Genomic DNA, 13,075 nt, shown 5'->3' with positions numbered 1-13,075 from the left:
AAGATGCCCCGGTTATGAGAAGGAGAGCGGACGGAACGGCCGGCGGCCAGGGAAACGGGGGAATGAAAGAGAGAACGCCGGACCGGCCTTGCTGAATGGGCCGGTCCGGCAACGGGGGGAAGGAGAAAAAGTCAGATGTATATTTTGACGATGGCTTTTTTCCGGAGGCGTTCCACCCATTTTTTATAACGTTCATTGCTGCGTTTGTTGCGCGCCATGATGTCAATCTGCTCCTTGATGGCGGAGAGGGGGGGCGGAGGAGCCAGTTCTTTTTTCTCCACCAGCACGATGGTGAAGCCGGTGGAGTCCACCAGCGGCCCGATGATTTCGCCGGACTGTGCGCCAAAGATGATGGCCGCGGATTCCGGGGAGAGCGTGGAGCGTTCCGTAACGGGCCAGTCACCGCCTTTTTCCGCATATAGATCCTTGGAATAGCGTTTGGCCATTTCCTCAAAGGTGGCGTTTTTGGATTTGATTTCCTTGGCGATGAGTTCCGCCAGGTTAAGCTGTACTTCCGGCGTGGAGGCGGAGTCATCCCCCAGCATCGGGATGAAGATTTTCTTGAATTTGATTTTGTCTTTGGTCAGGTCCCGGTATTGTTCTTTGGTAGCCTCGTATTCCTGCTGTATTTCCTCCGGAGTAGGCGGTATTTCCTGGTCGTATTTGGAAGCCCGCATGATTTGAACCTGAAGCTGTTTTTTCGTCATTTCCCGGAAAGCGCGGATGGTCATGCCGGAGAGGTTCAAATTTTTCAGGAAGGCGGAGCGATCTCCGTTGAAAGTGGTCAGGATGGTGCGGTTGATTTCCTGGTCAATGAGTGAGTCTCTGATGACGCCGCCCATGCCTTCAAATTCGTTGCGGAGCAGTTCTCTTTCCACCAGGTCTTCAATGATGTTTTTTTTCGCCAGGGCAAGTTGTTTGTAAAATTCGGGCCCCTGTTTGGGGTATTGGGCCGCGAGTTGCGCTCCGATGGGCATGAGCCGCACGCTGACTTCATTGGCTGTGATGGGACGGCCGTTGACTGTGGCAGCAATCCGGTTGACGATTCTCTGGGGTTGAACGCGGGAGGCTGGCGCTTCATTCGGGGAGATGCGCTTGGATTCGTCTGGCCGTACCGTTTCCCTGCCATCATCCCCGTGAAGCTGGACGGCCCGCGGAAGGGAGGCCCCTGAATCCACGATGCTTTGTCCCTGTGCGGACAGGGGCATGGTACAGATGAGAAGCGCCTGGATGTGGGTCCTGATATTCATGGGGGAGAGAAGAGTATTTTTAATGCTTCCGGCATGATAGGGGCCCGCCCCGCAAAGACAATCTATTTCTGGGTATGTATGGATGCCTCCCTGCATTGGGGGGGATAGCGGTTCCCGCACTTTTACTGACTGTGGATGTGCTTGGTCATTGCTGTTTTTCCCTGTACAGTATGCGGCGATGCATGATTGCCGTTTATTGAGAGGAGTGCTTCGTTCCTCCCGTCCGGCCAATATTCCCACGTTGTTTACCAATGCGGCGGCGGCGTGGGCTTCCGTCCGGGGGGCGGAGCTGCCGCCTCCCGCCCTGTATGCGGGCGTAGCGCTGATGGGGCTGTGCTTTTATTTGTATGGCATGTGGGAGAATGACCGTGTGGACGCCGGATGGGATGCCGCCCGTTATCCAGACCGCCCCGTTCCGTGCGGCGCGGTGAGCGTTTCCGTACTGAGGCTGTTGTCTTTGGCGGCCGGGTTGTCCGGTTTGTTGCTGAATATGGCGCTGGGCGGGGAGTTTGCCGTGGGGGCGTTGCTGCTGGTTGTGATTTCCCTGTATAATGTGTTCCATAAACTGTGGAGTGGCTCCATTGTTTTGATGGGGTTGTGCCGCGGTGTGTGGGCGCTGGCCGCCGGTCTGGCGTTTGCCCGTGCGGGGGGAGAGTCCGTTCTTCCTCCGGCGTTGTTGTGGTATGCTTTCGGTTTGTTTTTGTTTACCTGCGTGATTTCCGCCGCAGCACGGCGTGAGGCGGGCAGGCCCCGGGTTCAAACGGCCGTAGTGGTGCTGCTTTCCGGCATGTGCCTGTTTGATGCGGTATGGCTCCTGAGTTTCGGCTCCCTGCTGTGGGTTGGCGCCGTCTTATTATGGGCGGGAGCACGGTTGCTGCAGAAGCTCGGCTGCCGGGCCACATAGGTTTGAGTTGAATTTACATGGGAAGTGTGCATGATCTAACGCGAAAAAGAGGGTTATGAATGAATTGATCATCAAGATAGGTCCGTTGTTCTGGGTTTTGAGCGTTCTGGCCGTTTACGCGCTGGCGGTTGTTGCGGAGCGGATTTTGTATTTTCACAGGATTCAGATTAATACTGGAGATTTTTTAAGAGGCATTTCCAAGCTGGTAAATGCCGGGAAGACGGATGAAGCCCGGCATGAGGCTTCCATTTTGCCGGAACCTGCGGCCCGAGTGGTTTCTTCCGTGCTGGCTCATGCCGGATTGAGGCGTGAAGAGCTCCGGACTGTGGCAGAGGATTCCGTGCAGATGGAGGTGTTTCAGATTGAAAAGAATATCCGCGGATTGCTGGTAGTGGCTACGGTGAGCCCGCTCATCGGCGTGCTGGGGACGATCCAGGGGCTGGTGGGGTTTTATTCCCAGCCGGGTGTTCTGGAAGGGAAGGCGCCCACTCTCGCCATGTCGGATGCCGTTTACCAGGCCTTGCTTAGTTCCGCGCTGGGGCTGAGCATTGCTATTCCCGCTTATTTGTTTTATTCCTACCTGGCTTCCCGCTCCCGCCAGATTGTACATTCCCTGGAACGGGCCGGTACGGAGGCCGTTTGCCTGGTGTGTGATGCCCGGCAAAGGCGCGAGGCCGGAGAGAGCATGAACGGCCGGGGCGTGTGAGTGCAACAGGGAAGGAGGAAAGTCATGCAGATCAAGACCCGCTCAACATTGCCCGCCGGGGCGTTTTTTATTCAGGTGGTCGTCCTGCTGGATTTGGTCGTTCTTGTTTGCGTGCTGACGCTCATGACTTCCCGTGTGGGTATGGCGTACGGGTATGAAGTAAAGGCTCCTTCTTCCCATTTTCTGATGAACATTGTGGGGGATGTGGAGTTTATTTCAGTTACGGCTGGTGACCAGCCCGCTTTTTATATCGGAAACCGCCTGATTGAAGGCGGTCTGCCAGGCGTTTCTTCAGAATTGGACCGGATTTCCCGGGAGCACGGGGAGAATGGGAGCCGTATGGGGATTGCCCTGCGTTTGGATTATTCCGTTTCACGGGCCCTGGAACAACAGCTGGTGGATATGGTGCTTGCCAAGGGAATGACGTGTTATATTGCCGCCGAGCCCGCGGATTGATTTTTTCCCTTTTTACCTCATGAAGCTGAATAAAAAGAGCCGGGATAAAATTTTCGACCTTCATTTGGGATTGACGTTTGACTGGAGGGAGACCGGCATGCTGCGCTGGCGCATTTTGATGTGGATGCTTTTTTTTGGCGTTTGCGCTTTTGCCGCCGCCCTTTTTGTTCATGTGGGGATGCCGGAAATCCGCAGCAGGGGGGAGCAGCCGGGGGCCGTGGTGTTGCTGCCTGCGGATCATCCGCGCCTGCACCAGTATGTACTGCGCAATACTCCTCTGCCTGTGAGAGGCCCCGTCTGGGCTGATCCGGTCACGGCTGGCCCGACCGGAGAAATGGGCGTGGCTTTGCCTTCTCCGCGTTCCACGGATACTTCTCTGGCGCTTCTGCCTTCCCTGTCCGTGCCTACTGTGGCGGATCAGGTCTGGCGTATGTGGCAGCATCCGGATTTTCATATACGCGCCATGATGAATCCTTCCTTGGAGGTTTCCGGAGCATGCATTCCCTATTTGTCTTTTTGTTCTCCGGGGCTGGACGGACGGATTGTTACAGCCGGCTCACTGTCCGGTTTTTCCAGAAGTGAAGATCACACGGGGCTGAGGAGTGATTTTTTTGTGGTGGTTGATGTCTGGGGCGTTCCTTCTCAAGTGTTGTTGCTGGAGTCTTCCGGCAGCAATGGCGCGGATGAGTCCGCCATGAGGTTCGCCCGGTCTTTGCGCTGGGTTCCGTCCAGGGAGCCGCGGAGCGGCACCATGTCCATCGAATGGAAGGAGGAAGAACCGTGAGCATGACCCTCCAGGATTTTTTGCTGCGCCTGTTTTTACTGGCCGCCGGCGGTTTTTGCGCTGTGGTGTTTGTTTTCCTGGTTGTGGGATGGGTACGGTCTTTTCTGGAGCGGAGGCGCAAGTTCCAGTGCCGGATATGCGGATTCCGGTTTTATATGGAGGATGGGAATTCCCGTGCAGAATGTCCGCATTGCGGTGCGGCCAATAGAAGGGGGTGAGAAAATTCCGGGCAGGAAAGGGCGCACGGGAAGATTCCGGCGGAACTAGTAAATCCGCAGAGATTCTTCATCAATGGGGAGTGAGTCCATGCCCAGGTCTTCCGCCCCGTGCGTTCCCATTTCTTCCCGAACATAGATGACGTCCACGCGGCTGCTCTTGCCTTCACCGGAACGGTACCGAATGCGGGGTTCCCTGATGACGACAGTATTGCCTCCCATGGCCGCAGCTTCCCTGGTGAAGTAGTCGATTAGTTCCTTATCTTCCATGGAGACATGGACAATGCGCCCTTCCGGTCCATTAAAATGCCCCACGTTGGTGTATTCCCCCATGGGGTATTCGTCAATGACCAGAACTTCGTTCTGGGGGATGGGCGCACGCGGGGAACCGGAGGTGACCGGCGTCCACGCATTGGGGCCGGAGGGGGAAGAACAGGCTGTAATCAGGCTTGTAATGAGGCAGAAGGCCGGACTGAAAAAAGGCGCTTTCATGGTTGTCCTGCCGTCAATAATCGGCAGGCGGCACAAAAATGCAACGGTAAACTTCGTTGCCGTTATGAAAGATTTGAACCATGACACGCTCCGGAGTTCTTTTAACGCAATAGGAGTCGTGTTCTTCAGGGATGGGGGGCGCGTAACGGCGCGTGCTGCGGCGCGCAAAGACATGCTGGCGGAAGACTCCCACGACGGCATGATTGCTCATTTTGACAATGGTATGGTAGTCGCTGGTAGGCAGGGTGATGGAAGGAGGAACGTCTTTGGCACTCACGGGAGGAATTATAGATGGCGGCTGAAAACAATGTCGAATCTGAAATGTGGCATGGGATCACGTCTGAAACATCGGCGCGTTAGTCCGTACGCCCCATCATTTCCCTCGTTTCCTGGATAGTGTGCGCCTGGGCCTGCCTCGCACCCATGATAGTTGGTTGTCCAAAGCTTTGTCTCTTGGCTTCAATGTCCCGGTTGACGGTGCGGCCGAGGCTTTTGTCCGCTTCTTTCCAGGAGCGCCCCTGAAAGCCGGATTGCTGCGTGGCGTATTGTTTGGAGGCATCCTGCCAGGAGTGAGTATTTACTCCCCTGGCGTGGGCGATGAAGTCTGGCGTTTCCAGTTTGCCATCCGTGAAGGATTTGATGCCGTCCCATTTCTTTGTTTCAAACCGGGTGGAGGCGCCGTCAAAGTTCTTTTTTTCAAAGGATGCGGTTTCAAAAGCCTTTTTTGCGATTTGAGACGTGTTGCCGCTGTACCGGAGCCCTTCAAAAGAACTTCGTTTCTGGGACACCATCCTGGTATTTCCTTCCTTGTCCGTTTGCTGGCCGAAGCCGCCGGCGAATTTCGCTTCCAGAGCATCCATTAGCTCTGCGTCCGTTTTTTCCGAATCAGGGCGTTGCCGGGGTTGAAAGTTTGTGGCTACCGTGCGTTCTGTGGCGCAGGAGCAAAGCGTTGCTGCGGCAATCAGAAGAAGGTGCTGTATCCGGAACATGCTCACGGTTCCTTATATTCCCGAATGGCGCGCAAATTGCAAACAAAAAGACGCCTCCATTGTTTGATGGAGGCGCCCGGAGTAATCTGTCTGATCCCTGCAGGGATTACTTGGAAGCGGTCAGCTTGGCGACCTGGTCCTTCAATTCCTTGCCAACCTTGAATTTGACAACGGAACGGGCCGGAATCGGCACATCCTGGTCAGGGTTTTTGGGGTTGCGGCCTACTTTGGGCTTCACTTCCTTCACCTGGAAGGTTCCGAAATTGCGAATCACCACACGGTCGCCTTCAGCAAGGGTGCTGGAGATAATGTCCACGGCACGCTGTACGATGTCGAACACTTCAATCTGGGTGAAGTTGGTTTCGGCGCTGATTTTGTTAACGAGGTCTCGTTTTGTTAATGTTTTAGCCATATGAAGTGCAGAATGATATGAATGTATGAGTTTTATAGTTCAGCGTGCATGATTTGTCTCCTAAAAAATCACATAATCCGTGGCATGCTTGATTTTTACGTCCTTAACCGCGCGATGCGGGAATTTTGCTTGACCGGAATGGTTGGGATGCTTCCATTGCTTGCCGCCGGGGTGTTCCGGCTCCGGGAAGGATGATATATGCGAACCACGTTTACAACCATGCTGACTGACGCCCAGGCCGGAAGGCTTGAGTCCATTCTTGAGGAAAAGGGGTTTGAAAGAAGAGAGGTTCCCTACGCGCGTTTTTCCTTTGCCGGGCCTTCCCTGCTGGCGACGGTTTACGAGAAGAAGAACAAGCTTCTTCTGCAGGGGAAGGGAACGGATGATTTTGTAGAGTTTACGCTGGAACCGCAGGTGACCGGAGTTTTGACCCAGCCGGAAGAGATGGAAGAAGGAGGCGGTTTTGTTCCCCACTTCGGGATTGACGAGAGTGGAAAGGGAGATTACTTCGGCCCGCTGGTGGTTGCAGGCGTTTATGTGGACGGGGGCATCGGCTCCGCTTTGCGCAAGCTGGGCGTTTGCGACAGCAAGATGGTAGGGTCTTCATCCAGAATCCGTTTCCTGGCGGAGGGGATCCGCAGGGTGCCTGGCATCCGGTTTCACCTGGTAAGCATTGGTCCGGAACGGTATAACCAGCTTTATCCGGAGTTCGGGAATTTGAACCGTTTTCTGGCCTGGGGGCATGCTACGGTGATTGAGGGGCTGGCTGCCAAGGTGCCGGATTGCCCCATGGCGTTGAGCGACCAGTTCGCCAATCCGTTTGTTCTGAAGAGGGCGCTTGCCGCCAAAAAGGTGTCTATCCGGCTGGAACAGCGTGTCCGGGCGGAGAGCGATGTGGCTGTGGCCGCGGCATCCATTCTGGCGCGCGAACGTTTTGTGAACTGGATGGATGCGGCGGGGGAGGGTGCCGGCATGAAGTTGCCGCTGGGCGCTTCCGGCCAAGTGGTGAAGGCCGCGCGCCAGCTGGTGGCCCTGCATGGGGAAGAAATGCTGCCCAAGGTGGCCAAGATGCATTTTAAGACCACGCGGAATGTGTTGAAGTAGGGAATCAGACCGGAGTGGCGCAAGGGGGCGCTTCTTTTTTCCATTTCCCGTCTCCTACGGAAAGTACGGTGATTTTGACTTTGTCCAGTCCGTGGTGTTTCATGTCCAGCCGTTCTGCGGCCTCTTCACTAAGGTCGATGATTCTGTTTTTGATGAAGGGCCCTCTGTCGTTCACGCGGACTTTCACGGTTTTGCCTGTTCGAAGGGATTGAACGAGCACTTCGCACGGGAGGGGAAGGGTAGGATGCGCCGCGTGCAGGTGCCAGGGGCGCACGTTTTCTCCGATAGCCGTTTTTCCGCTGACGAGCCCCCAAAGGGCGCATTCATTGTAATGGGAGGCAATTCCCGTTTGTTCATACGTCAGCGCCTGTTCCACGTTCATGGGATGGTAGCGGTGCCCCCGGATGGTGTAGGGACGGATCATGTAGCCCGGATAATCCCGGCTTTTGGGAGAAGATGAGCAGGATGCCAGCCATAGCAGCCCGGCCAGCACGGACATTCCCCTGATGATACCTGTCTGCATGATTCTATTATATGGACGGGAAGATGGTGAAATGCAAGACGCGGGCGCGTTTTGCCGCCCATGAGAAACTGGATTCCTGAAGTGGCGTGATGTTTGCTGGGGTAAAGGGGGAGTTTTTTCATTGCCGTTCCTATTTTGATTTTGGTTGACTTGGTTGGACCGCTTGCGTAGCGTTGGTACGATTCTGGGAACTTACTACAATAATAGATAACATAATGAGCAGACAGGCATTTTATCCGCATCTCTCAGTGGATTGTGTGTTGATCGGGTTCGATGAGGAAGGTTTGAAAGTTCTTCTGGTAGAGAAGACGCAGTTTGAACCAGGACATACCGGCGCTATTTCCAAGTTGCCCGGCGATTTGATTTATGAGGAGGAAGAACTGGATGCCGCCGCCCGCCGCGTTCTGTTTGACATGACCGGCATGTCTTCCCCTCACTTGGAACAATTCCATACGTTCGGCGCGCCATCGCGCATCAAGAATCCGGAGGACAGGGCATGGGTGGAGGCTGTTTCCGGCCAGAAGATAGGGCGTCTGGTGACGGTGGCCTACATGGCCATGATCAGGATTTCCACCAAGCTGCGCAGACTGATGGAAAGCCACAAGACCCGCTGGGTGCCTGTAGATGACCTGCCGGAACTGGCGTTTGATCACCGGGATATTATTGACCTGGCGCTGGAGAGAGTGCGTTCTTCCGTGAAGAAGGAGCCTGCGCTGATTTATGACATGCTGCCTGCCAAGTTTACGGCTCTTCAGCTCCGGCGGTTGAATGAGGAGATTCACGGCAAGCCCATGGATGTGCGTAATTTCCACAAAAAAATCGCTTCCCGCCCCTACATTGTGCCGCTGGATGAGAAGGAGGAGGGGGTTCCCCACCGCGCCGCGCGCTATTACCGTTTTGACCGTAAAATTTATAATCGCCTTTATTGCCGGAGCTGACGGCGTCGGGCCGTTTCGGTTTAATTTTTCCGTTTTTCCGGGCCCCGCCCCGCCATGTTTGCGGGGGCGGGGTTCTTCTCGTTTGACAGAGTCCGCTTTGTAACGCATCTTATCCGCACGTTGATTCCCATGATAAATCCGGCCTTTATTCCAGACGATTTTTTCAAGGTGCTGGCGCCTTCTGATATTTTTGGCGCGGATGGTCCTTTTGAGGTTGATTTGGGGTGTGGGGACGGTGGGTTCCTGCTCCAGATGGCGGATCATTATCCGGAGCGCCGTTTTCTGGGGATAGAACGGCTTTTGGGCCGTGTGCGGGGAGTTTGTTCCCGGGCGGCCGTCCGCGGACTGGATAACGTGAAGGTGTTTCGCGTGGAGAGCCGTTATTTTCTGGAGTGGATGATGCAGCCCGGCTGCATTTCCCGGCTGCATTATTTATGTCCGGATCCGTGGCCCAAGGAGAGACACCATAAGAACCGGCTGGTGCAGGAGGATTTTCTTCCCGTGCTGCACCAAGCCCTGTCCGATGGCGGGGAGTTTCTGTTCAAGACGGATCATGAAGGGTATTTTCTGTGGGTGCTGGACCATGTGGCGCGCAGCGGGCTGTTTAGCCGCGCCAGTTGGGATGAGGACGAATTTTTTTATCCCCGAACGGATTTCCAGCTTCAATGGGAGGCCATGGGAAAACCGATTTACCGCGCCCGTTTTATCAAATTGCAGAAAGTCTGATTCCGATGCCTTTTATACTTCATCAAAAAGATTCTTCCACGGCTGCGCGCCTGGGTTCGCTTGAGTTGCCGCATGGACAGGTTTCCACCCCCATTTTCATGCCGGTGGGAACGCAGGGTTCCGTAAAAACCATGCATCCGCAGGATTTGGAGACGCTGGGTGCTGAAATTATTCTGGGAAATACCTATCATTTGTCCCTGCGCCCAGGTTCCTCTTTGATTAGGCAAATGGGCGGATTACACAAATTTTCCTCCTGGAACCGCCCTATTTTAACGGATTCCGGCGGGTTCCAGGTCTGGTCCCTTGCCAAGCTCCGTAAGATTACGGAAGAAGGGGTGCGTTTCCAGAACCATTTGGACGGGGCGTACATGATGCTGAGCCCGGAGCGGTCCATGGAGATCCAGGCGGACCTGGGCAGTGATATTGCCATGCTGTTTGACGAGTGCCCCCCTTATCCCTGCGACAGGAAGTACGCGGAGGCTTCCCTGGGTTACACGCTCCGTTGGGCCCGCCGCTGCAAGGCGTGGGTGCAGGAACATCAGCCCCGTTCCGGGGAAGGGCGTCAGCACCATTTCGGCATTGTGCAGGGTTCCGTGTATGCGGATTTAAGAAAGAAGTGCGCGGAAGAACTGGCAGCCATGGATTTTGACGGGTACGCCATCGGCGGCGTTTCCGTGGGAGAGCCGGAGGATGAAATGCTCCGCGCCATTGATCATTCCGCTCCCTGGCTGCCGGAGGAAAAGCCCCGGTACGCCATGGGGCTGGGCACCCCCCCCCAATTGCTGGAGATGATTGCCCGCGGCGTGGATATGTTTGACTGCGTGATGCCTACCCGCCTGGCCCGCCACGGCGTGGCTTTGACTCCGGACGGCCCCATGCATATCAAAAATCAGCGCTGGGCGACGGATTCCCGCCCGATTGATCCGGAGGGGCATCCGCATGTCACGCAATTTTCCCGCGCTTACGTGCGGCATCTGTTTAAAGCCGGTGAAATACTCGCTTTAAGATTGCTTTCTTTTCAGAATCTGGAATTCTATCTCCGGCTGATGGCCCAGGCGCGCGAGGCCATAGCCGCCGGCACGTTCGGTTCCTTCAAGGATTCGTTTATCGCGCGGTATCAAGCAAACGACATTTTATGAATATCTTTATGTTAGCACAGGCTCAGGATGCGGCGGGCGCCGCCGGGCAGGAACCTGCAAATATGTTTCAGCAGATTCTCGCCAGTCCCATGTTCATGTTTGTGATTATCATCGTCCTGTTCTGGGTGATGCTGATCCGTCCCCAGAGAAAGGCTCAGAAGGAGCAGCAGGCGCGCATCGCGGCCCTGCAGCGCGGAGACAAGGTGATTACAAACGCAGGGCTGCACGGTTTTGTGGAGAAGGTGAATGAGCGCACCGTTTCCCTCAAGATTGCGGAAGGCGTGGTGATTGAATTGGAAAAGAACGCGATCGTTCAAGTGGAGAAGTAAGTTTTTCCGCTTTCCGTACGTTTCCTGCATCCGCCCATGTCGCCCGCCGGCAGGGGCGGATGTTTATTTTTGAAACCGTCTTTTCCCGGCGGGGTTAGTAAAAGTGATGATGAGATTGCCCCACATGTTTATTTTGTCATGTTCTGCAGCGCTGGCGTGTGGTCTGTTCCCGTTTGCGGCAGGGCAATCCGTGTTTTCCGGAGACTGCGGGAAAAAGGAGACCGCCCCCGGGGCCGGACTGGAATGCCTTCAGGTGACTTTGCTTATCCGCCAAATGGTCTTGGACCGCTATGACAGCACGGGCACGGGAATTTTGTCCGATCAGGATAAGGCCCGGTTAGTGGAGGATGCCCGCGCTGCGCGGCGGGAGGCCAGAAAGGCCTTTCTGAGGCAGTTTGATAAGGATGGGGACGGAAGGCTTTCCCCGGAAGAGTACAGGGCTTTCCGGCAACATGTAGAAAAGCGGAGAGGGGGACGCAGAGCGGATGCTGGTCCGGACAAGAGAGACGGCATTCCGCTTTCCCCACCCGGTGAGAGGCGGAAAATTCCTCCGCCTCCCCCCCCTGCGGAGGGAATGGAAATGCCTCTGGTGGAAATTCGCACGGTGGGGAAGAAGCGTTTCATGGTTGCTCCCGGATTGTTTCTGCTGACTCGTAATATGTTACTGCATCATTATGACGCCAATGGGAATGGCCGCATTGATCCGGAGGAGCATGCCGTTGTCATGAAAGATGCCGCGGCTCTGTACCAGGTCAAAATGAAGGAGATGATGGAGCTTTACGATTTGGATCAGGACGGTGTGCTCAGCCCGGTGGAGAGAGAGCAGGCCCTGGCGGACAGCCATGAGGACAGCCCTCTGTATTCCATGGAAGAACCGGACGATATTGATTTGTTCATCCGGGCCAATATCAGCGAAGTGCTGCTGAAGGAATCGCCGGTGGATGCCGGGGATGAAAAAGATAAAGGTACGGAGTAATTTATTCTTCATGATGGGGATTCCTCTGGAACCGGAACAGGACTTTCTTCAATATCTGGAGGTGGAAAAGCAGGCTTCTCCTCATACGGTGGAGGTGTACGCCCGCGCCTTGCGCCAGTTCAGGGCCTGGGCGGCTGATTCATTCCCAGGGTGGGAGAAGTGCACGCCGGACCAGATGAGGGACTGGCTTTTCCAGGAGCTGAAGGATGAAGCCGCCACGTCCTCCATCCGGCTGAGGTTTGCCGCCCTGCGCAGTTTTTACCGTTTCATGATGCGGAGGCGCGGGCTGGAGGCGAATCCAATGACGGGCGTTTCCCTTCCCAGGAAAAAGAAAACACTTCCCGTTTTTCTGACGCTCAACCAGATGTTGGAATTGCTGGAGCTTCCCTACAAGACTGCCGTTCCCTCCAATGCCCCCGCATGGCTTCCCTACCGTGATGCGGCCATATTGGAACTTTTTTATTCCTGCGGGATGCGCCTGAGTGAACTGGTAGGGCTGGATGTCGGCAGTGTGGATCACCGTTTCCGGGGCGTGAAAGTAATGGGGAAGGGGCGCAAGGAGCGCATTCTGCCGGTGGGAACTCCTGCTCTGGCAGCTCTGGAGACTTACGTTGTCATGGCCTGCCTGCCGAAGAATTCCCCCTTGTTTGTTTCCCGTATAGGAACCCGGCTAAGCGCTCGCGCCGTACAGATGATGCTGAATAAATATGTGAAGCTGTCTTCCATTCCTTTTACCATTTCTCCCCATAAGATCAGGCATACATTCGCCACGCACATTCTGGAGGCCGGGGCAGATCTCCGTTCCGTCCAGGAACTGCTGGGCCATGCTTCCCTGTCCACTACCCAGATTTACACGCATGTGACGCGTGCCAGAATGGCGGAAGTGTACAGACAGTCGCATCCCAGGGCATAAGGATTGTTTTGTTCCATGAAGGAGGAATTTATTTTCCGCTGGCAGCCCATTCGTTCCTTTTACGGGACGGTATGCCGGAATACCGGATGGAATATTGTCTCTTGTTCTGGAGGCGGGAGGATTCAGCATGCTGTATTCTTTTGACCTCATGGCGGTGGAAAATTTCCCCTGACGCAGAAATGGATGAGAGGCTTTTTTCCCGTAAAAATAACTCTGGTA

At 55.2% G+C, this 13,075-nt stretch carries 17 protein-coding genes; 11 read left to right on the top strand and 6 right to left on the bottom strand.

What is annotated here, in order from left to right:
• Positions 1-131: 131 nt before the first annotated feature.
• On the bottom strand, positions 132-1,250 hold the full coding sequence (locus O4G22_RS01775) for a peptidylprolyl isomerase (protein WP_179218594.1): 1,119 nt from the start codon (positions 1,248-1,250) through the stop codon (positions 132-134).
• A gap of 205 nt (positions 1,251-1,455) precedes the next feature.
• Here O4G22_RS01775 and O4G22_RS01770 point away from each other — a divergent pair, with 205 nt between their 5' ends.
• Genes O4G22_RS01770 through O4G22_RS01755 form a run of 4 tightly spaced genes read left to right on the top strand, consistent with a single transcriptional unit; the run spans position 1,456 to position 4,100 of the window.
• The gene (locus O4G22_RS01770) at positions 1,456-2,154 is read left to right on the top strand and encodes a UbiA family prenyltransferase (RefSeq protein ID WP_306702005.1); all 699 of its coding nucleotides are present in this window, start codon (positions 1,456-1,458) and stop codon (positions 2,152-2,154) included.
• 55 nt (positions 2,155-2,209) lie between these two features.
• Positions 2,210-2,860, top strand: a complete 651-nt coding sequence (locus O4G22_RS01765) for a MotA/TolQ/ExbB proton channel family protein (RefSeq protein ID WP_295977736.1) — start codon at positions 2,210-2,212, stop codon at positions 2,858-2,860.
• A 24-nt stretch (positions 2,861-2,884) separates the two neighbouring features.
• On the top strand, positions 2,885-3,316 hold the full coding sequence (locus tag O4G22_RS01760) for a hypothetical protein (RefSeq protein WP_290488430.1): 432 nt from the start codon (positions 2,885-2,887) through the stop codon (positions 3,314-3,316).
• A 19-nt stretch (positions 3,317-3,335) separates the two neighbouring features.
• Positions 3,336-4,100: an energy transducer TonB gene (locus O4G22_RS01755; protein ID WP_306702004.1), complete on the top strand. Its 765-nt coding sequence runs from the start codon at positions 3,336-3,338 to the stop codon at positions 4,098-4,100.
• Positions 4,101-4,363: 263 nt separating this feature from the next.
• On the opposite strand, the gene O4G22_RS01750 is transcribed toward O4G22_RS01755, so the two are convergent.
• The 4 genes from O4G22_RS01750 to O4G22_RS01735 form a co-directional block, all read right to left on the bottom strand.
• A complete protein-coding gene (locus O4G22_RS01750; RefSeq protein ID WP_094137499.1) occupies positions 4,364-4,807 on the bottom strand; it encodes a hypothetical protein in 444 nt (147 codons plus the stop codon).
• Between the two features lie 13 nt (positions 4,808-4,820).
• On the bottom strand, positions 4,821-5,084 hold the full coding sequence (locus O4G22_RS01745; RefSeq protein ID WP_094137500.1) for a hypothetical protein: 264 nt from the start codon (positions 5,082-5,084) through the stop codon (positions 4,821-4,823).
• Between the two features lie 79 nt (positions 5,085-5,163).
• A complete protein-coding gene (locus tag O4G22_RS01740) occupies positions 5,164-5,796 on the bottom strand; it encodes a hypothetical protein (RefSeq protein ID WP_306702003.1) in 633 nt (210 codons plus the stop codon).
• Between the two features lie 106 nt (positions 5,797-5,902).
• The gene (locus tag O4G22_RS01735) at positions 5,903-6,235 is read right to left on the bottom strand and encodes an HU family DNA-binding protein (RefSeq protein WP_256150996.1); all 333 of its coding nucleotides are present in this window, start codon (positions 6,233-6,235) and stop codon (positions 5,903-5,905) included.
• A 192-nt stretch (positions 6,236-6,427) separates the two neighbouring features.
• Here O4G22_RS01735 and rnhC point away from each other — a divergent pair, with 192 nt between their 5' ends.
• Positions 6,428-7,312: a ribonuclease HIII gene (rnhC, locus tag O4G22_RS01730; RefSeq protein ID WP_306702002.1), complete on the top strand. Its 885-nt coding sequence runs from the start codon at positions 6,428-6,430 to the stop codon at positions 7,310-7,312.
• 4 nt (positions 7,313-7,316) lie between these two features.
• On the opposite strand, the gene O4G22_RS01725 is transcribed toward rnhC, so the two are convergent.
• Positions 7,317-7,835 carry a septal ring lytic transglycosylase RlpA family protein gene (locus O4G22_RS01725; RefSeq protein WP_094137503.1) on the bottom strand — a complete coding sequence of 173 codons (519 nt, stop codon included), beginning with the start codon at positions 7,833-7,835 and terminating at the stop codon, positions 7,317-7,319.
• A 215-nt stretch (positions 7,836-8,050) separates the two neighbouring features.
• On the opposite strand from O4G22_RS01725, the gene O4G22_RS01720 reads away from it, so the two are divergent.
• The 6 genes from O4G22_RS01720 (at position 8,051) to O4G22_RS01695 (ending at position 12,856) form a co-directional block, all read left to right on the top strand.
• On the top strand, positions 8,051-8,773 hold the full coding sequence (locus O4G22_RS01720; RefSeq protein ID WP_094137504.1) for an NUDIX hydrolase: 723 nt from the start codon (positions 8,051-8,053) through the stop codon (positions 8,771-8,773).
• A gap of 129 nt (positions 8,774-8,902) precedes the next feature.
• On the top strand, positions 8,903-9,499 hold the full coding sequence (gene trmB / locus O4G22_RS01715; RefSeq protein ID WP_295977746.1) for a tRNA (guanosine(46)-N7)-methyltransferase TrmB: 597 nt from the start codon (positions 8,903-8,905) through the stop codon (positions 9,497-9,499).
• Between the two features lie 5 nt (positions 9,500-9,504).
• Positions 9,505-10,638, top strand: coding sequence for a tRNA guanosine(34) transglycosylase Tgt (gene tgt / locus O4G22_RS01710; protein ID WP_306702001.1), 1,134 nt, complete (start codon positions 9,505-9,507; stop codon positions 10,636-10,638).
• A gap of 8 nt (positions 10,639-10,646) precedes the next feature.
• Complete coding sequence (yajC, locus tag O4G22_RS01705; protein ID WP_157738216.1) at positions 10,647-10,967, top strand: preprotein translocase subunit YajC; 321 nt, start codon at positions 10,647-10,649, stop codon at positions 10,965-10,967.
• 133 nt (positions 10,968-11,100) lie between these two features.
• Positions 11,101-11,943, top strand: a complete 843-nt coding sequence (locus O4G22_RS01700) for a hypothetical protein (protein WP_306713907.1) — start codon at positions 11,101-11,103, stop codon at positions 11,941-11,943.
• A 10-nt stretch (positions 11,944-11,953) separates the two neighbouring features.
• Positions 11,954-12,856 carry a tyrosine recombinase XerC gene (locus O4G22_RS01695; RefSeq protein ID WP_297547127.1) on the top strand — a complete coding sequence of 301 codons (903 nt, stop codon included), beginning with the start codon at positions 11,954-11,956 and terminating at the stop codon, positions 12,854-12,856.
• Positions 12,857-13,075 lie beyond the last annotated feature (219 nt).

Origin of the sequence: Akkermansia muciniphila (genome assembly GCF_030848305.1) — a bacterium.
In the GTDB taxonomy this organism is placed as follows: domain Bacteria; phylum Verrucomicrobiota; class Verrucomicrobiia; order Verrucomicrobiales; family Akkermansiaceae; genus Akkermansia; species Akkermansia muciniphila_A.
Note: the sequence above shows the minus strand (reverse complement) of the source record. Positions and strands in the feature narration are given on the sequence as shown.